This is a genomic window from Candidatus Symbiopectobacterium sp. NZEC135, from assembly GCF_025962695.1.
The window spans coordinates 16077-40541 of the sequence record NZ_JAGFPF010000038.1; the positions used below are offsets into that span (position 1 = coordinate 16077).

Consider the following 24465-nt stretch of genomic DNA (forward strand, 5'->3'; position numbering starts at 1 on the left):
GATGAGGCTGATTGTCCGGGGCAATGATGTCAACGGCGTGTTAACGCCATGACATTTCAGTGACAGGGTGAAGTGGAATAGCGGTGGTCAAAAACCACCGCTAGCAACAGAAGAGGCCTTACAGCAGTTGAGCCAAACGGTTGAGATCCGACTGAATCGCCCCGGCCGTAACGTCTCGTCCGGCGCCCGGCCCACGAATCACCAACGGATTGTCGCGATACCAGCGGCTTTCGATAGCGAACACGTTGTCACACGGCAGCAGAGAAGCCAGCGGATGATCCGGTCGTACCGCTTCCACGCCCACGCGCGCTTTGCCGCTGACATCGAATCGTGCTACGTGACGCAGCACCAATCCCATCTCCTGTGCCGCTTCCAGACGCTGTACCATCTGCTCGTTAAGCGAATCGCCATTTTCGAAAAACTGATCGATAGAACCCGCTTCACTGCCCGCAGGCACCAGTGATTCCACCCGAACCTGATTGGGTTCGATGTCATAACCCGCTTCACGCGCCAAAATCACCAGTTTGCGCATCACGTCCTGCCCAGAGAGATCGACACGCGGGTCTGGCTCCGTCAGCCCCTGTTGCCAGGCCTGATCCACCAGTTCGGTGAACGGTACGCTGCCATCAAATTGCAGGAACAGCCACGACAAGGTGCCGGAGAAAATGCCGCTGATGGCTAAAATACTGTCACCGCTGTCGCGCAGATCGTGCACCGCATAGTTCACCGGCAGCCCAGCGCCCACCGTGGCGTTATACAGCCAGTGGCGTCCGGTTTTGGCAAAAGCATCGCGAATCTGGCGATAACGATCGCCGCTGGATGCGCCCGCAATCTTGTTGGCGCTGATCACGTGAAAACCGTAGCTGGCGAAATCGAGATAGAGATCCGATACCGCTTCACTGGCGGTCACATCCAACACCACCAGGTCATCGTAGGGATGAGCACGCATCCACAGGAACAGGTCTTCACCATCACGCTCCTGCGCTTCATCATCAAAGAAGGCCAGCACACGACTGGCTTCCAGCCCGTCATAGTTCAGCAGGCTACGCGTGCTGTCTACCACGCCCGCCAGCACAAACTCAAAGCCGGTACGCGCCGAAATCAGCGCCTGCTCGCGCGCAAACAGCTCCAGCCAGCGGGAACCAATATTGCCCTTGCCAAACAACACCAAGCCGATCCGTTTTTCAGCACGGAACAATGAGTGGTGCAAACCGCGAATCAAATGCTCCGTCGGCCCCACGCGCAGCACCGCCACCAGGCTGATGCCATCTTCGGACTGCCAGACAAACTCGATGGGCTGATCTTTTAACTGCTGATAAAAACGGTGGCTATGCAACGGGTTACGGCATACGCCAGCCCCGACCATGGCCACCAGCGCTAATCCTTCACGCAGTGTGAACGTCACGGGCAATCCCGCCTGTTCCAATGCATGCCAGGCGCTATCCACCACTTCCGAGGTGTAACACAGTTGCACCAGATTGCGATCGGCATGCACGCCAATCGCCAGAGGGCGCACTTGCGCACGGCTAACGTATTGTTCAATCTCTTTGTGCACGCGCGCAAAATCGTGCTGTGTAGGAATCTGTACGTCGATCAGGCAAACGTCATCGTGACTGGTGACAATCTTTGCCCCGGTGCCCGACGCTAACACGCGTTCGATGCGCGTGGAGCCTTGTTCCGGGTTATAACTGCAACGCAGTTGCAGATCGATATCGCTCGCTGACACCGGCTGCAAGGTGCGCGCATGCAGCACCGGTGCCGCCAAACGCGCCAGTTCGCTGGCCTCATCCAGGCGTAGCAGAGGCAGCAGACAGGCATCTTTCACCTTACGCGGGTCAGCACTGTAAACACCGGCCACATCGCTCCAAATGGTCACGCGCTCCACACCCGCCAGCGCACCGATTTGCGTCGCCGAATAGTCACTGCCGTTGCGCCCCAGCAATACCGTTTCACCGGCCTCGTTGCGGCTGATAAAACCGGTCACCACCAGCCGTTGCCCCGCATGCTGCGTTAACAGCTGTTGCAGCAGCGGCCAGGAGCGCCCTTCGTCCACCTGCGGCTGTGCAGCCCGTTCAGCGCGTAAGAAATCGCGCGCATCCAACCAGCTGGCATCGATGTTGCTCAAGTTCAGTACCGCCGCCATCAGGCGTGCGGACCAAATTTCGCCGTGCCCCACCACTTCGGCATAAACTGCATCGGTCACGCCGCCATCCAGCAGCGCCGCCAGACGCTCCAGATCGCGGATAAAAAGGGTGGTCAGCCGCTCTGCGGCATCCACAGGCAGCAAACCGGCAATCAAATCGCTTTGGTAACGCCGCAGCGCTTGCTGCACCTGATGGGCAGAAAGGCGATCGCTCTGGCTCAGTTTCAGCCAGCTAATCAGTTGGTTGGTGGTGCCGCCTGCGGCTGACACCACCATCAAATCGCCGGGGCGGCTGTACTCAGCCATGATCCCCGCGACGCGTTGATAACACTTCACATCTGCCAGACTGCTGCCGCCAAATTTATGCAGTTGGCGGCCAGAAACCGCCGCTGATACGCCTAACGCACTCATGCTGCTCCCTCAGTTGCCACCCGGAATGCCCGATCCAGATCCGCCACCAGATCGTCACCGTCTTCAATGCCGACCGAAATACGCAGCAGGGTTTCGGAGATACCGGCTGCCGCACGCGCCTCCGGTGCCATGCCCGCATGGGTCATGGTGGCTGCATGAGAAATCAGGCTTTCCACGCCGCCCAGCGATTCTGCCAGCGTAAACAGTTCCAGTTCGCCCAGGAAACGGCGCAGAGTGTCTTCATCACCGTTCAGTTCGAAACTTAACATGGCACCGAAACCGGACTGCTGACGACGCGCAATCTCATGGCCGGGGTTGTTCGGCAGCGAAGGGTGATAAAGCTTTTTCACCAGCGGCTGCGTTTGCAGGTAATCAATCAGTTGCAGCGCATTTTTCTGCGCGGCAGCCATACGCGGGCCAAGGGTGCGCAGTCCGCGCAGCAGCAGATAGCTGTCAAACGCGGCCCCCGTCACACCAATATTGTTCGCCCACCAGGCCAGCTCCGTCACCAGTGCAGGGTCTTTGGCAATCACCGTGCCCGCTACCACATCGGAGTGACCATTAAGATACTTGGTGCAAGAGTGCACCACCAGATCGGCCCCTAAGGCCAGCGGGCGCTGCAACGCCGGGCTCAGGAAGGTGTTATCCACCACGCTAACCGCACCGGCCTCACGCGCCGCCTGACAAATGGCGGCGATATCCACCACGCGCAGCAGCGGATTGCTGGGGCTTTCCACCAGCACCAGTTTGGGTTTCTCTTCCAGCGCCGCTGCCAGCGCAACCGCGTCACCCTGATCGACAAATTTTACGCGGAATGCGCCGCGCTTGCTCAGGCTGTCAAACAAACGGTAACTGCCGCCATAGCAATCATGAGGTGCAACCAGCAAATCACCCGGACGCAAAAACACGGTGCACACCAGCAAAATGGCTGACATGCCGCTGCTGGTCATTACCGATCCAGCCCCACCTTCCAATTCGGCCAACGCGCGTTGCACCACATCACGCGTCGGGTTACCGCGACGTGAGTAATCATGGGCTCTGGGCTGGTTGAAACCGGTGAAGTTGTAGGTGCTGGAGAGATGAATCGGCGGAACCACACAGCCGTATTGTTCATCATCATTAAGTCCGCTACGAACGGCGATCGTTGCTTGTTTACGCGTCATGGTCATTTTCCTAACTGGCGGCAGGGTATAGGCTGTCAAGAGTAATCCCAAGCTCAACGGACGTCAATACATCTAGACTTCTAAACTTCTTTGCGTATAGATTGAGCATTGACGGAAATCCCGTTAGAATCACCCTCATATCATGACGGTTTTATCTTCCCGACGACTATATTTTTAAGGTATCCCATGGCTGAGTGGAACGGCGAGTATGTCAGCCCTTACGCTGAACACGGTAAAAAGAGCGAGCAAGTTAAAAAGATCACGGTCTCGATTCCGCTTAAAGTGCTGAAAATCCTGACTGATGAGCGCACCCGACGTCAGGTTAATAACCTGCGCCATGCAACCAACAGTGAATTATTGTGCGAAGCGTTTTTGCACGCATTTACCGGTCAGCCACTACCGGATGACCACGATTTGCGTAAAGAGCGCAGCGATGAAATCCCTGAGGTGGCCAAGGCGATCATGCGCGAGATGGGGATTGACCCGGATACGTGGGAATATTGATCGGGCGATAGAAACAATAAAGGCACCCGAGGGTGCCTTTATTGTTTATGCGCGGACGCTTATTTTTTGCTGCCCGGCACGCTGAAACGCTTGTTGAAGCGCTCAACACGACCACCAGTGTCAACAACACGTTGTTTACCGGTATAGAACGGGTGGCATTCGCCACAAACGTCCAGGTTCAGATCGTGACCCACAGTCGAATGGGTTTTGATAACGTTACCGCAAGAACACGTTGCAGTAATCGCTACATAATTCGGGTGAATACCTTTTTTCATGGCAAACCTCTGTTAAGGCCGTGTCGCTATCCAGCCCTGTTTCGCCAGACACCACACGAAGTTAAGTACTGTAAGCACAGCACTGTACATTGACGCTCTACGATCAGTATACGCTTCGCCGTCGCGCCGGTCATTACACCATGCATGGCAAAGTCGTATAAAGGCGGCGAATCATACAGAAATTAGCCAGCCGATGCAATCAGGTAACACATTTTAGTCTGCAACCTGTACACTGGCGGCGCAAGCCCCCATGACGTCCACGGCGCGGTAACACATCGTACCGTCGGACTGCGCTGTGCAAGGAAAACAGCAGAGCGCCAGAGTTATCAGCCGGAGAAAGCATGTCCATCGTTCAGGTCGCATTGCCCGTGCCGCTGGCACGCACATTCGATTACCTGCTGCCCGCAGGCATGACGCCATCGCCGGGCGTGCGCGTCAGCGTGCCTTTTGGCAACCGCAAGGCGATTGGTATTGTCGTGGCGTGCAGCGATCGCAGCGAACTTCCGGTAGAACAGCTCAAATCCATTCACGACGTGCTCGATGCGCAGCCCCTTTTCTCTGCCAGCCTGTGGCGCATTCTTCTCTGGGCCGTGGGCTACTATCACTACCCGATTGGCGAAGTGTTGTTCCACGCCTTGCCGATGTTGCTGCGACAGGGCAAACCGGCCCATCGCGCTCCGCTCTGGCAGTGGTTCGCCACCGAACAAGGTAAAGCCACGCCACTCGCCACGCTGGCGCGAGCCCGCAAGCAGCAGCAGGCACTGGCAGCCCTGATACAAGGTGCGCTGTACCGCCATCAGGTGAATGAATCCGGTCTGACGGAAACTGCCTTGCAGGCGTTGCGCGCCAAAGGGTTGTGCGATCTCAAGGCCATCGACGCGGAGGTGCGGGACTGGCGTGACCAGCCCATCACCCATGATGAGCGGCTGCGCCTCAATACCGAGCAGGCGACCGCCGTGGGAGCCATTCGCAGCGAAGACAGCCAGTTTACCGCCTGGTTGCTGGCGGGGATCACCGGTTCTGGTAAAACCGAGGTGTACCTGAGCGCGCTGGAAAATGTGTTATCACAAGGCAAGCAGGCACTGGTGCTGGTACCCGAAATCGGCCTGACGCCACAAACCATTGCCCGTTTCCGCGCACGCTTCATCGCGCCCGTGGATGTGCTGCACTCGGGACTGAACGACAGCGAACGTCTGGCGGTTTGGCTACGCGCACGCAGCGGAGAATCCGCGATTGTCATCGGCACCCGGTCCGCGCTGTTTACCCCGTTTGCTCGCTTGGGAATGATCATCATCGATGAAGAGCACGACGGCTCCTATAAACAGCACGAAGGATGGCGCTATCACGCGCGTGATTTGGCGGTGTTCCGCGCCAGAGAGGAAAATATTCCCATCGTGCTCGGTTCCGCCACGCCGGCGCTGGAAACGCTCTACAACGTGCAGAACGGCAAATACCGCCAGCTCACGCTGCGCAAGCGTGCGGGCAATGCACAGCCTGCGCGCCAGCATATCCTCGATGTCAAAGGATTACCGCTCACCAGCGGCCTGTCACAGCCGCTGATTACCCGCATTCGCCACCATTTGGAACACAACAATCAGGTCATCCTGTTTCTTAATCGCCGGGGTTTTTCGCCGGTGGTGATGTGCCACGAATGCGGTTGGATTGCGGAATGCCAACGCTGCGAACACTATTACACCTATCACCAGCAGCAGCGTCAGCTCCGTTGCCACCATTGTGACAGCCAACGTCCGGTGCCGCAGCAGTGTCCGCACTGCGGTTCAACGCATCTGGTGCCCGTTGGTTTGGGCACCGAGCAGTTGGAGGAATCGCTGACCTCCCTGTTCACCGATGTGCCCATTACCCGTATCGATCGCGACACCACCAGCCGCAAAGGCATGCTGGAACAGCAACTGGCGCAGGTGCGTCAAGGTGATGCGCGAATTCTTATCGGTACACAGATGCTGGCAAAAGGGCACCATTTCCCGGATGTTACGCTGGTGGCGTTGCTGGATGTCGACAGCTCACTGTTTTCTGCCGATTTTCGTGCCACAGAACGTTTTGCCCAGCTGTATACGCAGGTTTCCGGACGTGCCGGACGCGCCGGGAAGAGCGGCGAAGTGGTGCTGCAAACCCATCACCCTGACCATCCGTTACTGCAATTGTTGCTACAAAAGGGCTACGATGCCTTCGCCAGTCAGACGCTGAAAGAACGCCAGAGCGTGTTTCTCCCCCCCTACACCAGCCACATTCTGTTCCGCGCCGACGATCACGATAATCAGCATGCGCCGCTTTTCCTCCAGCAACTGCGCAACCTGTTGGAAAGCAGCCCGCTCAAGGATGACGCACTCTGGCTGCTCGGCCCGGTTCCCGCCTTGCAACCCAAACGTGCCGGGCGTTTTCGCTGGCAATTGCTGATGCAGCACCCTTCCCGCGCCACGCTTCAGCGTGTCGTTAAAGCCTCACTGCCGCTTATCCCGTTACTGCCCGAAGCGCGAAAAGTGAAATGGGTGTTGGATGTCGACCCCACCGACAACTGATCGTTCTCGCTAACACACCGCGAAAAAATGCGAACGGTGCCGAAAAAACGACATCCGTCACATCTTTTATGCAATCTGAGCAGCAAAACTTGCGCGCCATCTGTTAAGCGTAGGCAGAGAAACAGTATCCTTAGCAAAATGGGTGATATAAGCCTGCTGGGCAAAAAATTGGGCGGTGTGCGTGCCGCCGTCTTGTTCGCCAATCGCATACGATGCAAGGAGAACCGCGTTGGACTATAAAAATGACACCACGCCGGCGACGATGAAAGACGTGGCAGAGGTCGCGGGTGTATCGACGGCCACCGTCTCCCGAACGTTAATGAACCCGGAGAAGGTCTCGAGCCAAACGCGTAAGCGGGTTGAACAAGCCGTGCTCACCGTGGGTTACGCGCCGCATGCGCTTGCCCGTCACGTAAAACGCAGCGAATCACGCACGCTGCTCGCGATTGTGCCAGATATTTGCGATCCCTTTTTTACCGATGTCCTGCGTGGTATCGAAGAAACCGCCGCGAAACAAGGCTATCTGGTACTGATTGGCGATTGCGCCCATCAGCATCACAAAGAGAAATCCTTCGTGGATTTGATTATCACCAAGCAGATTGATGGCATGCTGCTGCTTGGGGCCAATCTGCCGTTTAGCGCCAGTAAAGAAGAGCGGCGCAACCTGCCACCAATGGTGATGGTTAACGAGTTCTCCCCCGATCTGGAATTGCCGACGGTGCACATCGATAATCTCACCGCCGCCTTTGATGCCGTTTATTATCTGCACCGGCTCGGACATCGTCGTATTGCCTGTATCGCGGGCCCCGAAAACATGCATCTGAGCGAATACCGCTTGCAAGGGTATATTCAGGCGCTGCGTCGCAGCGGCATTCAAGTGGATAACCAGTATATCTATCGCGGCAGCTTCAGTTATGAAACCGGCGTGAACGGGCTGATGATGCTGATGAAGCACCCGGCACCGCCCAGCGCCATATTTTGCCACAGTGACATGATGGCGATGGGCGTACTCTCTCAAGCGAAAAAAATGAAGCTGGATGTTCCCAAAGACCTGTCGCTGGTGGGTTTTGATGATATCGAGCAAGCACAATACTGTTTCCCAGCGCTCACCACCGTCGCCCAACCCCGCTATGAACTGGGGTGTGAATCCATGCATCTGCTGTTAGAGCAATTGCAGGGCCATCCGGTGCCCAGCGGTTCACGGTTACTCAACAGCAAACTGGTTATTCGTGACAGCACGGCCACGCCAAATTACGCTCGTTATCGGGTTTAAGAATTCCGGTGCTGGTCAAAGTTTTTAGGGTTCAGTAACATGCTCCCTAAATCTTTCATTTCATTTGTAGCGAAACGACAGTGGCACAACGAGATTACGTCAGCCGTGGGCGCTCAGGCGCACGACGAAAAAAGACAACCAGTCGAAGAGGTGGCTCTTCGTCGGGCGTCTCTAAGTTCATGATAATGCTGGCCGTTGCCGTTCTGGTGACCTTCGCGGGCGGGCTCTATTTTATTGCCAACAACAAGCCTGCTGAGTCGCCCGTGCTACCGCGCAGCGCCACCAACAACGGCAATGGTCTGCCACCAAAGCCGGAAGAGCGCTGGCGTTATATTAAAGAACTGGAGAATCGTCAGTTGGGCGTTCCTGAACCAACGGCACCCAATTCCGGTGGGGAAATCAAATCCCCCGTCCAACTCACGCAAGAACAGCGCCAACTGTTAGAACAGATGCAGGCGGATATGCGCCGTGCGCCGACGCAACTGTCAGAAGTGCCTTATAACGATCAGACGCCGGTGCCGCGCTCCCAGGTCACCATTACTGCGCCCAAAACCGTGGTGATACCGCCGGTAGCCACCACGCCGACGGTGACGCAGCCGCCGGTGAGTACGCGTGCGCCCGCCCCCGTGACACAGCCTGCCACGCCTAAGCAGGAAACGCCAAAACCAGTGGAAACCGTGAAGCAGCCGGAAGCGCCCAAACCAGAAAAAACGCAGCGCTGGATGGTGCAATGTGGTTCGTTTAAAACGTTGGAACCGGCAGAATCGGTGCGCGCGCAGTTGGCTTTTGCCGGTATTGAAAGCCGCATCGCCAGCAGTGGCGGTTGGAATCGCATCACTTTAGGACCGTATAAAGATCGCGCCACCGCCGACAAAATGTTATCGCGCTTGAAAGATGCTGGCGCAGCAAACTGCATTCCTCTCGCTGCCGGGGGTTGAAAACGCCTAAGCGGTCCCCCATCTACGACATTAATATGCCCCACAGCACTGTGGGGTTCTTTTTCCTTATCTAGCGGGGATCGACACGTGACAACTATAGTAAGTGTACGTCGCAACGGCCACGTGGTGATTGGCGGCGACGGCCAAGCCACATTGGGAAACACGGTCATGAAGGGCAACGTGCGCAAAGTCCGCCGCCTGTACAACGACAACGTGATCGCGGGCTTTGCGGGCGGCACCGCGGACGCCTTTACGCTGTTCGAGCTGTTTGAACGCAAGCTGGAACTGCATCAAGGCCATCTGGTCAAGGCCGCCGTAGAATTGGCAAAAGACTGGCGCACCGACCGCATGCTGCGCCGTCTGGAGGCACTGCTGGCCGTCGCAGACGAAAACGCGTCGCTTATCATCACCGGTAACGGCGATGTGATTCAACCGGAAAACGATTTGATTGCTATCGGTTCTGGCGGCCCGTATGCGCAAGCCGCAGCCAGAGCGCTGCTGGAGAACACTGAACTCAGCGCGCGCGAGATTGTTGAAAAATCGCTGGGTATCGCAGGCGACATCTGCATCTACACCAACCAGTTCCACACGATTGAAGAATTAGCCTCCAAGGCGTAAGGAATGACATCATGTCTGAAATGACCCCGCGCGAAATCGTTAGCGAGCTAGACAGCTACATCATCGGTCAGCACAAGGCCAAACGTGCGGTGGCAATCGCATTGCGTAACCGCTGGCGCCGTATGCAACTTTCCGACGCGTTACGCCATGAAGTGACACCCAAGAACATCCTGATGATCGGACCGACCGGCGTTGGTAAAACGGAGATTGCCCGTCGTCTGGCCAAACTGGCCAACGCCCCGTTTATCAAAGTGGAAGCCACTAAATTCACCGAAGTCGGCTATGTCGGTAAAGAAGTGGACTCCATCATCCGCGATCTGACGGATGCGGCCATCAAGATGATGCGCCAGCAATCGCTGGAAAAAAACCGCTTCCGCGCTGAAGAGATGGCTGAAGAACGCATTCTGGATGCGCTGATTCCCCCGGCAAAAAATAACTGGGGCCAGCCGGAAGAGCCGCAAGAGCCGTCCGCGGCGCGTCAGGCCTTCCGCAAAAAACTGCGTGAAGGGCAGTTAGATGACAAAGAAATTGAAATCAATCTGGCAGCTACCCCAATGGGCGTTGAAATCATGGCCCCTCCCGGCATGGAAGAGATGACCAATCAGTTGCAGTCCATGTTCCAGAATCTGGCGGGTCAAAAGCAGAAAGCGCACAAGATGAAAATCAAAGACGCCTTCAAGCTGCTGATCGAAGAAGAAGCTGCCAAACTGGTGAACCCGGAAGAGCTGAAACAGCAGGCTATCGAGTCCGTTGAACAACACGGTATCGTGTTTATCGATGAAATCGATAAAATCTGCAAACGCGGGGAAACCTCCGGCCCGGATGTCTCTCGTGAAGGGGTGCAGCGCGACCTGCTGCCGCTGGTGGAAGGCTGTACGGTCTCCACCAAACACGGCATGGTGAAAACCGATCACATTCTGTTTATCGCCTCCGGTGCGTTCCAGGTTTCCAGCCCGTCGGATCTGATCCCCGAGCTGCAAGGACGTTTACCTATCCGCGTTGAGCTGCAAGCGCTGACCACGGAAGACTTCGAACGCATCCTAACGGAACCGAGCGCATCACTGACGGAGCAGTATAAAGCGTTGCTGGCAACCGAAGGCGTGGATATCGCCTTCACCACGGACGGCATTCGCCGGATTGCCGAAGCGGCCTGGCAGGTCAACGAGCGCACCGAGAACATCGGCGCACGTCGTCTGCATACGGTTTTGGAGCGTTTGATCGAAGAAATCTCTTACGATGCCAGCGAAATGAGCGGCCAAACTGTTAGCGTGGACGCAGAATACGTGCGTAGTCACCTCGACGAGCTCGTAGCAGATGAAGATCTGAGCCGTTTTATCTTATAATCCCTACAATTCGGATTGTCCTGTTGCGCAAACGCTCTGTTTGGCAAATGATGGGAGGCTGATGCCTCCCATTTGCGTTTCTGGCCAGCGCTCATGGACTGGACTTCTCATTAACACATGCATGCGACAGACATTGCATTGAAAAAACGAAACGTATCATGACCTTATCAACCCAAAGCAGCAAAACCAAAGCCTGGCTGGACAGCTTGCGTCCGAAAACGCTTCCCCTCGCGTTTGCATCCATTGTGACGGGCTCCGCCATTGCCAGTTGGCACAACAATTTTAAACCAGGCATCGCGCTGATGGCGCTCCTGACCGCCGGACTGCTGCAAATCCTCTCCAATCTGGCGAATGATTACGGTGATGCGGTAAAAGGCAGCGATACCGAAACCCGCATTGGGCCATTGCGCGGTATCCAAACCGGCGTTATCTCGCTGTCGCAGTTGCGCATGGCGCTGATCGTCACCGTGGTGCTGACCATCGTGTCCGGTCTGTCACTGGTCATTATGGCGTGCGAGAAACCCTCGGATATCGTCGGCTTTCTGATCCTTGGTGTGCTGGCGATGGTCGCCGCCATTACCTATACCGTGGGCAATAAACCCTACGGTTATATGGGGCTGGGTGACATATCCGTCATGATTTTCTTTGGCTGGCTCAGCGTCGCAGGCTCCTATTACCTGCAAACCGGCCATTTTGACAGCATCGTGATGCTGCCCGCCACCGCCTGCGGCCTGCTCGCGACGGCGGTGCTGAACATCAACAATTTGCGCGATATCGACAACGATCGGCTCAGCGGTAAAAATACGCTGGCCGTTCGCCTCGGCGCACAGCGTGCCCGTTGCTACCATTCCCTGCTGTTGCTGACCGCGCCGCTGTGCCTGGCCCTGTTTGCGATGTTTTATCTGCACACGCTGGCTGGTTGGTTGTTTATCCTGACCCTGCCGCTGCTGCTCAAGCAGGCTGCCTATGTACGCCGTGAAATCAGTCCGTTCAGTATGCGTCCCATGCTGGAAAAAACCGTCAAGGGCGCGCTGTTGACCAATTTACTGTTTGCTGTGGGTGTGATGCTCAGCTAAGCGCCGAGTATTTACTGATACGCATCAAGTTAACATTTGATGATTTTGCCAACACTTGCCTTTAAGGGATATACTCAGGATCCCGGCGGCAAACTGACGTAAATCCGATGAAATACGATACTTCCGAGCTGTGCGATATCTATCACGAAGAGGTGAATGTTGTTGAACCTCTGTTTTCCAACTTTGGAGGACGCACTTCCTTTGGTGGCAAAATCACCACGGTGAAATGCTTTGAGGATAACGGCCTCCTCTACGATGTGCTGGAAGAGAGCGGTGTAGGCCGTGTACTTCTGGTGGATGGCGGCGGTTCTGTGCGTCGTGCGCTAATCGATGCTGAACTGGCCCGTCTGGCGACACAAAGCGCCTGGGAAGGCATCGTCGTCTACGGTGCGGTGCGCCAGGTGGACGATCTGGAAGAGTTGGATATCGGCATTCAGGCGATGGCTGCCATTCCGGCGGGTGCCGCCAGCGAAGGGGTTGGCGAAAGCGATATTCGCGTCAATTTCGGCGGCGTGACCTTCTTCTCCGGCGATCATCTGTATGCCGACAATACCGGTATTATCCTGTCGGAAGATCCACTGGATATCGAATAGCTCGGCAGTAAGATATTGATAAAAAAGGGCGCAATGCGCCCTTTTTTGACTTTTGCGTTTATCGCTTAGACTTCTTCCATCTTGCCCAGCAGCGCGCGCAGGCGTTCCTGCCAGACAACCTGTTCTTCTTTCAAGTGTTCGTTTTCACGCACCAGCGTTTCACGGGATTCAGCGGCCTGTTGTACTTCCTGGCTCAACTGACCGTTCTTTTCTTTCAGCTCTTCGATTTCCATTTGCAATAATGTAATGGTATCAATCGCTTGCTGAACTTTGGCTTCCAGTTTCTCAAACACTTCAAATGACATTCTTCAACCCCTTTTAATCGCAAGGCACCAATGAGGCGTACTATCTCCCCTTCCCATACCAATCCCGTTTCACCTACGCTCGCTATCACGCTTGCGTTAAGGATGGCACTCCACCAGCACGTCTCTTTCGTTCAGTGTATCAGCAAATTGTATGGGGCTGTCAGGGCGCTGTCTAGCAGGCATCCACTGTGGTGAGCATCTTGTTGGTTTTTTTTGACGATGCAATCAGTGCAAACCGAAATTCCTTACTTGCTAGCGCAATAATTTGCGCGCGACCCTTCTGCCCCACCCGTTTCATGTTAACAACGTTAACGCCGCCGTTAACATGAAACGGGCGTAAGTAACCGCACAGCTGTGCTTTGATAGGCGAATACGCTCATTTTTATGACGAACAACACACATTTTGATTTCGATATTTCTCGTTTTCGAGCATTAACGATAAATTCACATCGTCCACACATTATATACAGGGTCGCTCTATGTCAGCGGCCTGAACATAACTCTGTAGCCCCGTAAACAGGAAACCATTATGAGTCAATCAAGAGTGCCAACCTTAAAAGGCCAATGCATCGCCGAGTTTCTCGGCACCGGTCTGCTAATCTTCTTTGGAGTGGGTTGCGTGGCAGCGTTGAAACTTGCCGGTGCCAGCTTTGGTCAGTGGGAAATCAGCGCCGTCTGGGGTCTGGGCGTCGCGATGGCGGTCTACCTGACTGCTGCCATTTCCGGGGCCCACCTCAACCCGGCGGTCACCATCGCCCTGTGGCTGTTTGCCTGCTTCGACGCACGCAAGGTGGTGCCTTACATCATTGCGCAAGTGGCGGGTGCCTTTTGCGCCGCGGCCCTGGTTTACGGCCTTTATCACAATTTATTCGCAGATTTTGAACAGACTCACAACATCGTGCGCGGTAGTGTGGAAAGTTTAAATCTGGCGGGCACGTTCTCGACGTATCCACACCCGCAGATTTCAGTCTTCCAGGCATTTATCGTTGAAATGGTTATCACCGCCGTACTGATGTGTTTGATTTTGGCGCTGACCGACGATGGCAACGGCGTACCGCGCGGTCCGTTAGCACCGCTGCTGATCGGTATCCTAATCGCAGTCATCGGTGCTTCTATGGGTCCGTTGACCGGGTTTGCATTAAACCCTGCACGTGACTTCGGTCCGAAGCTGTTTGCCTATCTGGCAGGCTGGGGACAAGTGGCCTTTACCGGCGCGCGTGATATTCCGTATTTCCTCGTGCCGATTTTCGGACCAATCATTGGGGCCTGTCTGGGCGCCTTCGGCTACCGTGCTCTGATTGGTCGTAATTTGCCTTGCGATGTCTGCGAAGTAGAAGACAAAGAAACGCAGCGCACTGAAGCACGCTAAGCGACGCCCACGGCATACGCTTTTTTACCCGCTACATAACAGGATTAGAACCTATGACACCGGAAAAAAAATACATTGTCGCGCTGGATCAGGGTACTACCAGCTCCCGCGCCGTCATACTCGATCATGATGCCAACATCATTGCTATCTCCCAGCGCGAATTCACCCAGATCTACCCCAAAGCGGGCTGGGTTGAACACGACCCGATGGAAATCTGGGCAACGCAAAGCGCCACGCTGGTTGAAGTGCTGGCCAAAGCTGATATCAGCTCTGATGAAGTCGCCGGTATCGGTATCACCAACCAGCGTGAAACCACGGTGGTGTGGGAAAAAGAGACGGGCAAACCGATTTACAACGCTATCGTATGGCAGTGCCGCCGCACCGCTGATATCTGTGAAACCCTGAAAAAACAAGGCCTGGAAGATTACATCCGTACCAATACTGGCCTGGTGGTTGACCCTTACTTCTCCGGCACCAAGGTGAAGTGGATTCTGGACAACGTGGAAGGGGCTCGCGAACGCGCCAAACGTGGCGAACTGCTGTTCGGCACCATTGATACCTGGTTGATTTGGAAAATGACCCAGGGTCGCGTACACGTGACCGATTACACAAACGCCTCACGTACCATGCTGTTCAACATCAAGACGCTGGACTGGGACGACCGCATGCTAGAAGCGCTGGATATTCCACGCGTTATGCTGCCGCAAGTGCGTCCTTCTTCCGAAGTCTACGGTCAAACCAACATCGGCGGTAAAGGCGGCACGCGTATTCCTATCGCCGGTATCGCAGGCGACCAGCAAGCCGCACTTTACGGCCAGCTTTGCGTTCAGCCGGGCATGGCGAAAAATACCTACGGTACAGGCTGCTTCCTGCTGATGAACACCGGCAAAGAGCCGGTGAAATCCCAGCATGGTCTGCTGACCACCATCGCTTGCGGCCCGCGTGGCGAAGTGAACTACGCGCTGGAAGGTTCCGTGTTTGTGGGCGGTGCTTCTATTCAATGGCTGCGTGATGAACTGAAACTGATCGGTGAATCCATGGACTCCGAATATTTCGCCACCAAAGTGAAAGATTCCAACGGTGTCTACGTGGTTCCTGCCTTTACCGGGCTGGGCGCACCGTATTGGGACCCGTATGCCCGTGGTGCCATCTTCGGCCTGACGCGTGGCGTGAACTCCAACCACATCATCCGCGCTACGCTGGAATCCATTGCGTATCAAACGCGTGACGTGCTGGATGCCATGCAAGCGGATTCAGGCACACGTCTGCAATCACTGCGCGTTGACGGCGGTGCGGTTGCTAACAACTTCCTGATGCAGTTCCAGTCCGATATCCTCGGCACCCGCGTAGAACGCCCTGAAGTGCGCGAATCCACCGCACTGGGTGCTGCGTTCCTGGCAGGTCTGGCTACCGGGTTCTGGAATGATTTGGATGAAGTGAAGAGCAAGGCAACGATTGAACGTGAATTCCGCCCCAGCATTGAAACCGTGGAGCGTAACTACCGTTACAGCGGCTGGAAGAAAGCCGTAGCACGTGCTCAAGCGTGGGAAGATCACGAATAATTGCCGTAGAGAAAGCATCAAGGGCGCAGCGATAGCTGCGCCCTTTTTTTATTCACCGATAACGGCTAATTGCTCGGGTGTCAGCGCATTAATACAGCGCTGTACCACGCCGTCGACGGGTGCTGAGATATCTACCGCCACCACATCCGGTTCGTCTGCCTGTGGCGTTTCCAGCGCCATAAACTGACTTTTTAGCAAACTTTCCGGCATGAAATGGCCTTTACGCTGCTGCATACGCGCCAACACCAGCGCATAATCCCCCGTCAGCCAGAGAAAGGTGATACCGTGATTATCCTTCCTCAACCGATCGCGGTAGCGCTTTTTCAGCGACGAACAGACCAGAATACCCGTCTCATTCTTTTGTTGCAGGCTGAAAATCACATCGTTCAACCGTTCAAGCCAGGGCTCACGGTCATCATCATTCAGCGCCTGCCCCTGTGACATCTTGAGAATATTGTGACGCGGGTGCAGATCGTCACCATCGATGAACTTGGCCCCTAACCGCTGTGCCAGTTGCGCACCCACGCTCGATTTTCCCGTGCTGGATACGCCCATGATCACCACACATTGTCCTGCCATAACGGCTCCTTGTTACACCGCGGGCCTAAACAGCAACCAGCATGCCGCCATCAACAAACAACAGATGTCCGTTAACAAAATCAGAGGCGCGTGAGGAGAGATAAACCGCCGCGCCGATCAGCTCTTCCGGGTTACCCCAGCGTGCCGCAGGCGTACGTTTACACAGCCATTGGGTAAAGGCCTCATCCTCGACCAGCGCTTTGGTCATGTCGGTTTTGAAATAACCCGGCGCAATACCATTGACCTGAATGTTATAACGCGCCAGCTCAACGCACATACCCCGCGTCAGCATTTTCACCGCCCCTTTAGAGGCCGCATAGGGAGTAATGGTGTCCCGCCCAAGCTCACTCTGCATTGAGCAGATATTAATAATCTTGCCGCGCTGCCGTTTCACCATAAAGCGAGATACCGCCTGAGAAACCAGAAATACGGATTTCTGGTTGACGTCGATCACCGCATCCCATTCCTTTTCAGGAAACTCGGTGAAAGGGTGACGGCGTTGAATGCCCGCGTTGTTAATCAGCACGTCGATTGCACCAATATTTTTTTCAATATCAGCAATGGCGTTATTAACAGCCTGCCCATTGGTCACATCAAAGGCGCAGGCATCTGCCACAAAACCGGCATCACGTAATTGGCTGGCAGCATGTTGAGCGCGATCGTCAGTAATATCGTTGATAATAATATCGGCACCTTGCTCAGCTAAACCTTGCGCCAACAGAAAACCAATACCCTGCGCTGACCCCGTAATAAGGACTTTTTTATTCGTCAACGAAAAAAGATCTTTCATTATGCTTTCCCGATAAATAATAGAACGGCATGTCCTATTGATAGCGATAAGGAACTCAGAGCCCACTGAGAAGAGGGCTCAATAAGTGATAATGTGGAGCACCGCTGTCGTTAAAAATAACAGCGGCACAAATAACATCGCCAATGCCAGACGCCTTATTATCAAACCGGTTTATTGCCAGCAAAACTGTGAGGGAGATCACTCAATATCATGTTACGAAAGGAGGTTACTTTTTACGTGATCCTTCGCGCGTATTTCTACTGGAATATCAACTACCGTTCGTTCCCCTCACGCTAACACCCGAAAAATACTTATTATTTTCGCGTCTATTACCATGTTACAAGAGGTATTCCAGTAACACGCTTCCCTTTTTCCAGAGCGGCAGTGCATAATCCTCGTTTTGAATCAGGCGACACTCGGGCTTTCCTGCATGAAGAACCAGCGCGTTACGTTACAGGACATCGCACAATTATCAGGCGTCACTAAGATGACCGTCAGTCGTTATCTGCGCACGCCGGATAAAGTCTCGCCTGAAACCGCACAGCGTATCGCCCAGGTGATGGCAGAAGTCAATTACACCCCCGATGAGCGTAAAGAGGCTGTACAAGCGCCCGCCCCGCGTATCGGCATTCTGGTGCCCTCTTTTAATAACCAGATTTTCTCCGATCTGTTGGCTGGGATTGAATCAGTTACTGCGCTGAACGGCTACCAAACGCTGGTGGTCAATTACAACTACGATAAAACGCGGGAAGAAGAGCAGATCGTTAATCTGCTGTCTTGTAACATCGCTGGCTTGATTCTTACTGACTCCGAACACACGCTGCGCGCCAACAAATACCTCGACTCCGCCAATATTCCCGTCGCTCAGGTGATGGATCTGGAGCCACTGCCAGGCCGCATTGTGGTCGGGTTCAACAATACGCAGGCCGCCTATGATATGACGGTGGCGATTCTGGCCAGCGGTAAACGCCACGTGCTCTACTTTGGGTCCATGTCCGATGTGCGCGACCGCAAACGCTATCAAGGCTATAGCCGCGCCATGCAGGAAGCGGGATTAGAACCGATGCAAATTTCGCCCAACAAGGTCTCTTCTGTGTCGATTGGCGCTGATATGCTGGCACTGATACGCCAGATGTATCCACAGGTTGATGCCATCTTCTGTACCAATGACGATATCGCCGTTGGAGTACTGCAAGAGTGCCTGCGCCTGTCGCTTAACATACCGGGTCACATCGCGATTTCCGGTTTCCACGGCTTGGATATAGGGCAAGCCACCACACCCGCCATTGCCAGCGTTGTCACGCCTCGTTTTGAAATGGGTAAAGTGGCAACAGAAATATTGATCAAAAAAATCAATAAACTGCCAACGATAGAATACGTTGATTTGCATTATCGCCTGTCGCTGGGCGGCACGCTGTAACCGCCCGCCAAAGCGGTCATTGCCACCAAAATACGGCGTGACTCGCCGCCAAATGTCAGGCCGATCACGTTGCCAGTAACATCTTTTTTTAACATGATTTACAGTGATACATGTCACAAAAATAAAAGCAGAAAAAGGTTCTCATATTTATAACGTCAACAATGCCTGATGACAGTGAAGTGCAAAATAAGCATCAGCAATATTTATTTTGCCATTGATTAATTGATATTCACTCGGAGCACCTATTTCTAAAATAGATCTCAATGCAAGATGATGCGTATTAATAATACGCATCACGTAAACCCTTTTACATAACATTATATGCCATATCACTTGATTTGGCATTCAGGAATATTTTTCAACATTATCCTGCTGCACGATAAGATGCAGATGATAACAATGCAAAATAAACAGGTAACCATGATGACGACTAAAAAATTAGCTGTTCAGCGTTGGTGGTATTTAATGCCCATCATTTTTATTACCTATAGCCTCGCCTATCTCGATCGCGCCAATTATGGCTTTGCGGCCGCATCGGGTATTGAGGTGGATTTGGGCATCAGCAAGGGAACCTCTTCACTGATTGGCGCGCTGTTCTTTCTCGGCTACTTCTTCTTTCAGGTACCGGGCTCCATTTACGCCGTTAAACGTAGCGTGCGCAAACTGATTTTTGTCAGCCTGATCTTGTGGGGGCTGTGTGCCGCCGCCACCGGATTAGTCAATAATATCCCGATGCTGATGGTGATCCGTTTCATCCTTGGCGTGGTAGAGGCGGCGGTGATGCCCTCCATGCTGATCTACATCAGCACCTGGTTCACCAAAGAAGAACGCTCGCGCGCCAACACCTTCCTGGTATTGGGCAATCCGGTTACCGTGCTGTGGATGTCCATCGTCTCCGGCTACCTGATTAATGCGTTCGGCTGGCGTGAAATGTTCATTATCGAAGGTGCGCCGGCGATTATCTGGGCGTTTATCTGGTGGTTCCTGGTACGCGATAAGCCGTCCGAAGTCACCTGGATGAGTGCGCAGGAAAAAGCGGATTTCCAGGCAGTGATGGATGCGGAACAAAAGAACATCAAGCCGGTACGCAACTACGGTGAAGCCTTACGTTCACGCAACGTGATTATTCTGTGTGCAGTACATGCCTTCTGGAGCATCGGGGTTTACGGCTTTATGATGTGGATGCCTTCTATCCTCAAATCGGCGGCCTCACTGGATATTGTTTCCGTCGGCTGGCTCTCGGCACTGCCTTACTTCGCCGCCATTGTGCTGATGCTGACGGTATCCTGGCTGTCGGACAAAATGCAAAACCGCAAGCGCTTTATCTGGCCCCTGCTGTTGGTAGCATCGTTAGCCTTCTTCACCTCTTACGCCATTGGCGCACAGCACTTCTGGGTGTCTTATGCGCTGTTAGTGGTTGCGGCTGCCTGCATGTACGCCCCCTATGGTCCGTTCTTCGCGCTGATTCCTGAACTGTTGCCTAAAAACGTTTCTGGGGTATCGATTGGTTTGATCAACAGCTTTGGCGCACTGGGCGCATTCCTCGGTGCCTGGCTGGTTGGTTACCTCAACGGCATTACCGGTAACCCGAGCATGTCCTATAGCTTTATGGCCGTTGCCTTGCTGCTCTCGGTACTTTTAACCATCACGGTGAAAGCGCCGGGCAGTGAGAAAAAAGCCCAACTCGCCGCTTCACACCGTTAATACGAATGACGCCGCTCGGCTGAGCGGCGTCAAAGGTCGCTGGCAAACCCGTATTATGCATGTCCGTGTTTCCCGACGCATTCACCACTCCCTTGATATCATCCTGCTCCCGCCCGCAGCGAGTGTGGTAAAATTGCGCTCAATTCCCCCTTTTCCTATGACACAACAGACAGGTATCCATGAAACGTGAATTGGCGATTGAGTTTTCCCGCGTGACAGAAGCTGCCGCGCTGGCAGGCTACAAATGGCTTGGCCGTGGCGATAAAAATGCCGCCGATGGTGCGGCGGTGCAGGCCATGCGCATCATGCTCAATCAGGTTGATATCAACGGGCAGATCGTGATCGGTGAAGGTGAGATCGACGAAGCCCCCATGCTTTACATCGGTGAGCAGGTCGGCACCGGCGTGGGCGATGCGGTGGATATCGCCGTCGATCCCATTGAAGGCACACGAATGACGGCGATGGGGCAAGCCAATGCGCTCGCCGTACTGGCCGTTGGTGAAAAAGATACCTTTCTGCACGCGCCTGACATGTACATGGAAAAGCTGATCGTCGGCCCGCAGGCCAAAGGTGCTATCAACCTGGCACTGCCACTGGCGGATAACCTGCGCAATATCGCCATCAAAATTGGCAAACCGTTACAGCAGCTTACGGTGATCACACTGGCGAAACCGCGCCACGATGGGGTGATTGCCGAGATGCAACAACTGGGCGTGAAAGTGTTTGCCATTCCCGACGGTGACGTCGCCGCCTCGATTTTGACCTGTATGCCTGACAGCGAAGTCGATGTGCTGTATGGCATCGGCGGCGCGCCGGAAGGGGTGATTTCTGCTGCGGTGATCCGTGCGCTGGATGGCGATATGCAAGGTCGCCTGCTGGCACGTCATCAGGTGAAAGGGGACAGCGAGGAAAATCGCCGTTTGGGCGAGCGCGAGTTGGAACGTTGTGCAGAAATGGGGATCGAAGCCGGACGCGTACTCACGCTGAGCGATATGGCGCGTAATGACAATGTGATCTTCTCGGCGACCGGCATCACCAAAGGCGACCTGTTGGAAGGGATTGCCCGTCGGGGTAACATCGCCACCACCGAAACCCTGCTGATTCGCGGCAAATCACGCACTATCCGGCGTATTCGTTCAACACATTATCTCGATCGCAAAGATCCCGCGTTGCATGATTTCCTGCTGTAATAGCATGAATTCACAACCGCTATCGCAGCAATTGTTTCACTGTTGTTAAAGAATCGCGTATCGTAAAGGCCCTCTCCCCTGACGCACTGTTTCGTAAGGGGGATGGCCTGAATGGCCGAAAAACATCAGGAGCACAGCACTATGGCAGAGTGGGTAACCGGTAACGTTATTCAGGTAACAAATTGGACGGACAGCCTTTTCAGCATTCAGGTTCAGGCGCCGATTGCCGCGTTTACGGCGGGCCAGTACGCCAAACTGGGATTGGAAATTGGCGGTGAACGCATTCAACGCGCCTATTCCTACGTGAATGCCCCCAGTAATTCCACTCTTGAGTTTTATCTGGTCACAGTGCCGGACGGCAAGCTCAGCCCACATTTACATGCTCTGCAACCCGGAATGCCACTGGAAATCACCAAAGAAGCGGCAGGTTTCTTTGTGCTGGAAGAAATCCCTGACTGCGACACGCTGTGGATGCTCGCGACCGGCACTGCCATCGGCCCTTATCTGTCGATTTTAGAGGAAGGGAAGGATCTGGAGCGTTTCCAACACATTGTGTTAGTGCACGCGGCGCGTTTTGCCAATGACCTTAGCTACTTACCCAAGATGCAGCAGCTACAGCAGCGTTACGGCGATAAACTGCGGATACAAACGGTCATCAGCCGGGAAACACAGGTCGGTTCCCTGACAGGGCGCGTTCCGGCGCTTATCAGCAGCGGTGCGTTGGAGAAGGCGGTCGGATTGCCCCTCAATGCGCAAACCAGCCATGTGATGCTGTGCGGTAACCCACAAATGGTACGTGATACCCAGCAATGCCTGAAAGAGCAACGGGAAATGACCAAGCACCTGCGTCGCCGTCCGGGGCATATTACCAGTGAGCATTATTGGTGATGACATAGTGTTCTATACCAGATGCCTTGTCTGCACTTATTACTCGCCCTATCCCCAGGCCTCACTTTTCAAAGGGGCCGCCGCAAGCGACGTTTTTGCGACTCTCATTATTTATGGGTATGCTTCATTTTCCATTAAGCAACGGATTCATTTATGAGCCGGACCTTCCATTGCTGAAGGATCTGAAAAGCTTGGGTAGCATGCCTTTTAACTTCAACATTCCCTACCTTATCAGGGTGTACTTGTAAAAGCGTCTTATTAAATTCCTTTTTACTCATTTGTTGTGGGAAAACGGTATTCATATTGTCACTATTATTTATAATCCTATAAATCAACGAATAATTCTCCGTTGATTCACCTGCTGGTGATGGAACATTTATTTCACTATTTTCTCTGGCAACATTGTTGTAAATTCGGCGCTGTCTGTTGCCAGCCTGAGCCCTCGAGCTTGCGCCATTATCCTGAGCCCTCGAGCTTGCACCACTAGCCTGAGCTCTTGAGCTTGCACCGCTAGCCTGAGGTCTTGGTCTTGCTCTTGGGTTTTGCTGCCCCCTCATATGTTCAGCAAAAGCATTACGGGCAAAGCTAGCTGCGGCTTCTGGAGGAACATTATGTTCCCGGAACAAATTGTAGAATCTTTGCTCACTCGGATTTAGCCCTGCGAACATCTCTCTTTCATGCCTAGCCATGTAACGAGAATAGCGAGTAAAGTGCATAATCGTCGATGAGCCCAAACCTGCAACCCCTAATCCCAGTGACATCCATCCCAACACGCCCGAAGCTTCTGGATTCACGACCTCTGTCGCACCGCTGGCAATTGCAGTAACATCTGCCGCCACGGCTAGCCCCCCCACAACCAAGGATGTCGTTGATGCCGCATTAATCGCCGCTATCACCCCCCCTGCTGCCGCGATAGATGCCCCGGCAGTGAAGGCCGCCAGCGCGATGCCGATGGCCCCGGCAATAATGCCGGTTATCGCCTGCCAGCTCAGATGGCCCGACGGATCGGTGTAATTTATCGGATCGCCAGCACAGTAGGCATACGGGTTGATGCCCCCGGCACCGAACGGGCTCAGGCTATCCGGGCAGTTAAAACGCATCAGTACCGGATTGTACGCACGATAGCCGTTACCAAGGTGGTAGGTGCCACTCACCGGATCGACGCGCTCACCGTTAAAACCGGGCAACAGGTCGGTCACGTCTCCACTGCCGTAAGGTGACCAGGCATGCAGATTGCCCGTTGGCTGCCCCCCCTCCCGCGACCACAGCAGGCTGGCATTGCTATCGGTGCCTGTCAGCGTCAGGCGCGTGCCGTCATTGACACCCAGGCAGGCATGTACCGCTTTGATCAGCCGTAGCTGCCGGTTTTGTTGCACCAATTCCTCATTCACCCGTTCATCTGCCCGATAATACAACTGGCGGGTGTCGCTGCTGCTCACCTGCTGGCTCACCAGTTGGTTCTGCGCATCATAACCGTAACCGCCACCGCTGATACCTGCGCCACTGACGGCAATCAAGCGACCAATCACATCATATTCCAGCGTCCTTCCGGCATCATCTTGCGTCATCCGGCCATTGGCATCGTATTGCAACGCAATACTCGGCGGAAAACCGCTGTGGGTATGGGTCACAGACGTCAGTTGAGTGGAATCCTGAAGGTTCGCATAGTGGTACGTCGCGGTATCCGAGGTGCCGTCTGCCAGTGTGGTCGTCACCGACGTCAGGTTGGTCAACGCATCATAACGGTAGGTTTGCCCTGACATGACATGACCATAGGCATCTGG

The 24465-nt window shown here is 54.4% G+C and carries 23 protein-coding genes; 14 read left to right on the top strand and 9 right to left on the bottom strand.

Annotation, left to right across the window (positions count from 1 at the left end; genetic code table 11):
- Positions 1 to 118: 118 nt before the first annotated feature.
- Positions 119 to 2554 (bottom strand): bifunctional aspartate kinase/homoserine dehydrogenase II, encoded by a 2436-nt coding sequence (locus J5224_RS16805; RefSeq protein ID WP_264626463.1) that lies wholly within the window; start codon positions 2552 to 2554, stop codon positions 119 to 121.
- Positions 2551 to 3717, bottom strand: coding sequence for a cystathionine gamma-synthase (metB, locus tag J5224_RS16810; protein WP_264626464.1), 1167 nt, complete (start codon positions 3715 to 3717; stop codon positions 2551 to 2553). Before metB ends, J5224_RS16805 begins: the two co-directional genes overlap by 4 nt.
- Positions 3718 to 3903: 186 nt before the next feature.
- Between metB and metJ the strand changes: the two genes are divergently transcribed.
- Positions 3904 to 4221 carry a met regulon transcriptional regulator MetJ gene (gene metJ / locus J5224_RS16815; RefSeq protein WP_196907435.1) on the top strand — a complete coding sequence of 106 codons (318 nt, stop codon included), beginning with the start codon at positions 3904 to 3906 and terminating at the stop codon, positions 4219 to 4221.
- A gap of 59 nt (positions 4222 to 4280) precedes the next feature.
- On the opposite strand, the gene rpmE is transcribed toward metJ, so the two are convergent.
- Positions 4281 to 4496 carry a 50S ribosomal protein L31 gene (rpmE, locus tag J5224_RS16820; RefSeq protein ID WP_195313079.1) on the bottom strand — a complete coding sequence of 72 codons (216 nt, stop codon included), beginning with the start codon at positions 4494 to 4496 and terminating at the stop codon, positions 4281 to 4283.
- Positions 4497 to 4837: 341 nt separating this feature from the next.
- Here rpmE and priA point away from each other — a divergent pair, with 341 nt between their 5' ends.
- From priA to rraA, 7 genes are all read left to right on the top strand, one after another.
- On the top strand, positions 4838 to 7033 hold the full coding sequence (gene priA / locus J5224_RS16825; protein WP_264626465.1) for a primosomal protein N': 2196 nt from the start codon (positions 4838 to 4840) through the stop codon (positions 7031 to 7033).
- Positions 7034 to 7295: 262 nt separating this feature from the next.
- Positions 7296 to 8306, top strand: coding sequence for a DNA-binding transcriptional regulator CytR (cytR, locus tag J5224_RS16830; RefSeq protein ID WP_413544688.1), 1011 nt, complete (start codon positions 7296 to 7298; stop codon positions 8304 to 8306).
- A gap of 80 nt (positions 8307 to 8386) precedes the next feature.
- Positions 8387 to 9244: a cell division protein FtsN gene (gene ftsN / locus J5224_RS16835; RefSeq protein ID WP_264626467.1), complete on the top strand. Its 858-nt coding sequence runs from the start codon at positions 8387 to 8389 to the stop codon at positions 9242 to 9244.
- Positions 9245 to 9331: 87 nt separating this feature from the next.
- Positions 9332 to 9862 (top strand): ATP-dependent protease subunit HslV, encoded by a 531-nt coding sequence (gene hslV / locus J5224_RS16840; protein ID WP_195313083.1) that lies wholly within the window; start codon positions 9332 to 9334, stop codon positions 9860 to 9862.
- Between the two features lie 11 nt (positions 9863 to 9873).
- Entirely contained in the window at positions 9874 to 11205 is a 1332-nt protein-coding gene (gene hslU / locus J5224_RS16845) for an HslU--HslV peptidase ATPase subunit (RefSeq protein ID WP_264626468.1), read from the top strand.
- A gap of 158 nt (positions 11206 to 11363) precedes the next feature.
- Positions 11364 to 12281 (top strand): 1,4-dihydroxy-2-naphthoate polyprenyltransferase, encoded by a 918-nt coding sequence (locus J5224_RS16850; protein WP_264626469.1) that lies wholly within the window; start codon positions 11364 to 11366, stop codon positions 12279 to 12281.
- A 107-nt stretch (positions 12282 to 12388) separates the two neighbouring features.
- Complete coding sequence (rraA, locus tag J5224_RS16855) at positions 12389 to 12874, top strand: ribonuclease E activity regulator RraA (protein WP_264626470.1); 486 nt, start codon at positions 12389 to 12391, stop codon at positions 12872 to 12874.
- Positions 12875 to 12939: 65 nt separating this feature from the next.
- On the opposite strand, the gene zapB is transcribed toward rraA, so the two are convergent.
- Complete coding sequence (zapB, locus tag J5224_RS16860) at positions 12940 to 13179, bottom strand: septal ring assembly protein ZapB (RefSeq protein WP_222159137.1); 240 nt, start codon at positions 13177 to 13179, stop codon at positions 12940 to 12942.
- A 529-nt stretch (positions 13180 to 13708) separates the two neighbouring features.
- On the opposite strand from zapB, the gene J5224_RS16865 reads away from it, so the two are divergent.
- Entirely contained in the window at positions 13709 to 14548 is an 840-nt protein-coding gene (locus tag J5224_RS16865) for an MIP/aquaporin family protein (protein WP_264626471.1), read from the top strand.
- A 53-nt stretch (positions 14549 to 14601) separates the two neighbouring features.
- Entirely contained in the window at positions 14602 to 16110 is a 1509-nt protein-coding gene (glpK, locus tag J5224_RS16870; RefSeq protein ID WP_264626472.1) for a glycerol kinase GlpK, read from the top strand.
- A 48-nt stretch (positions 16111 to 16158) separates the two neighbouring features.
- Here glpK and J5224_RS16875 read toward each other — a convergent pair whose 3' ends face one another.
- Both J5224_RS16875 and idnO read right to left on the bottom strand, forming a co-directional pair.
- Positions 16159 to 16689: a gluconokinase gene (locus J5224_RS16875; protein WP_264626473.1), complete on the bottom strand. Its 531-nt coding sequence runs from the start codon at positions 16687 to 16689 to the stop codon at positions 16159 to 16161.
- A 25-nt stretch (positions 16690 to 16714) separates the two neighbouring features.
- A complete protein-coding gene (idnO, locus tag J5224_RS16880) occupies positions 16715 to 17479 on the bottom strand; it encodes a gluconate 5-dehydrogenase (RefSeq protein ID WP_264626474.1) in 765 nt (254 codons plus the stop codon).
- A 430-nt stretch (positions 17480 to 17909) separates the two neighbouring features.
- Here idnO and J5224_RS16885 point away from each other — a divergent pair, with 430 nt between their 5' ends.
- Positions 17910 to 18899, top strand: a complete 990-nt coding sequence (locus J5224_RS16885; protein WP_264626475.1) for a substrate-binding domain-containing protein — start codon at positions 17910 to 17912, stop codon at positions 18897 to 18899.
- Here the strand turns inward: J5224_RS16885 and J5224_RS16890 are convergent.
- Positions 18869 to 18994 (bottom strand): hypothetical protein, encoded by a 126-nt coding sequence (locus J5224_RS16890; protein ID WP_264626476.1) that lies wholly within the window; start codon positions 18992 to 18994, stop codon positions 18869 to 18871. The genes J5224_RS16885 and J5224_RS16890 overlap by 31 nt on opposite strands.
- Positions 18995 to 19046: 52 nt before the next feature.
- On the bottom strand, positions 19047 to 19193 hold the full coding sequence (locus J5224_RS16895; protein WP_264626477.1) for a hypothetical protein: 147 nt from the start codon (positions 19191 to 19193) through the stop codon (positions 19047 to 19049).
- Positions 19194 to 19319: 126 nt separating this feature from the next.
- On the opposite strand from J5224_RS16895, the gene J5224_RS16900 reads away from it, so the two are divergent.
- From J5224_RS16900 to fpr, 3 genes are all read left to right on the top strand, one after another.
- Entirely contained in the window at positions 19320 to 20603 is a 1284-nt protein-coding gene (locus tag J5224_RS16900) for an MFS transporter (RefSeq protein WP_264626478.1), read from the top strand.
- Between the two features lie 179 nt (positions 20604 to 20782).
- Positions 20783 to 21793, top strand: a complete 1011-nt coding sequence (gene glpX, locus J5224_RS16905; protein ID WP_264626479.1) for a class II fructose-bisphosphatase — start codon at positions 20783 to 20785, stop codon at positions 21791 to 21793.
- Positions 21794 to 21934: 141 nt separating this feature from the next.
- On the top strand, positions 21935 to 22681 hold the full coding sequence (gene fpr / locus J5224_RS16910; protein ID WP_264626482.1) for a ferredoxin--NADP(+) reductase: 747 nt from the start codon (positions 21935 to 21937) through the stop codon (positions 22679 to 22681).
- A gap of 134 nt (positions 22682 to 22815) precedes the next feature.
- On the opposite strand, the gene J5224_RS16915 is transcribed toward fpr, so the two are convergent.
- On the bottom strand, positions 22816 to 24465 hold a 1650-nt coding region (locus tag J5224_RS16915; protein WP_264626480.1), incomplete at its 5' end, for an RHS repeat-associated core domain-containing protein.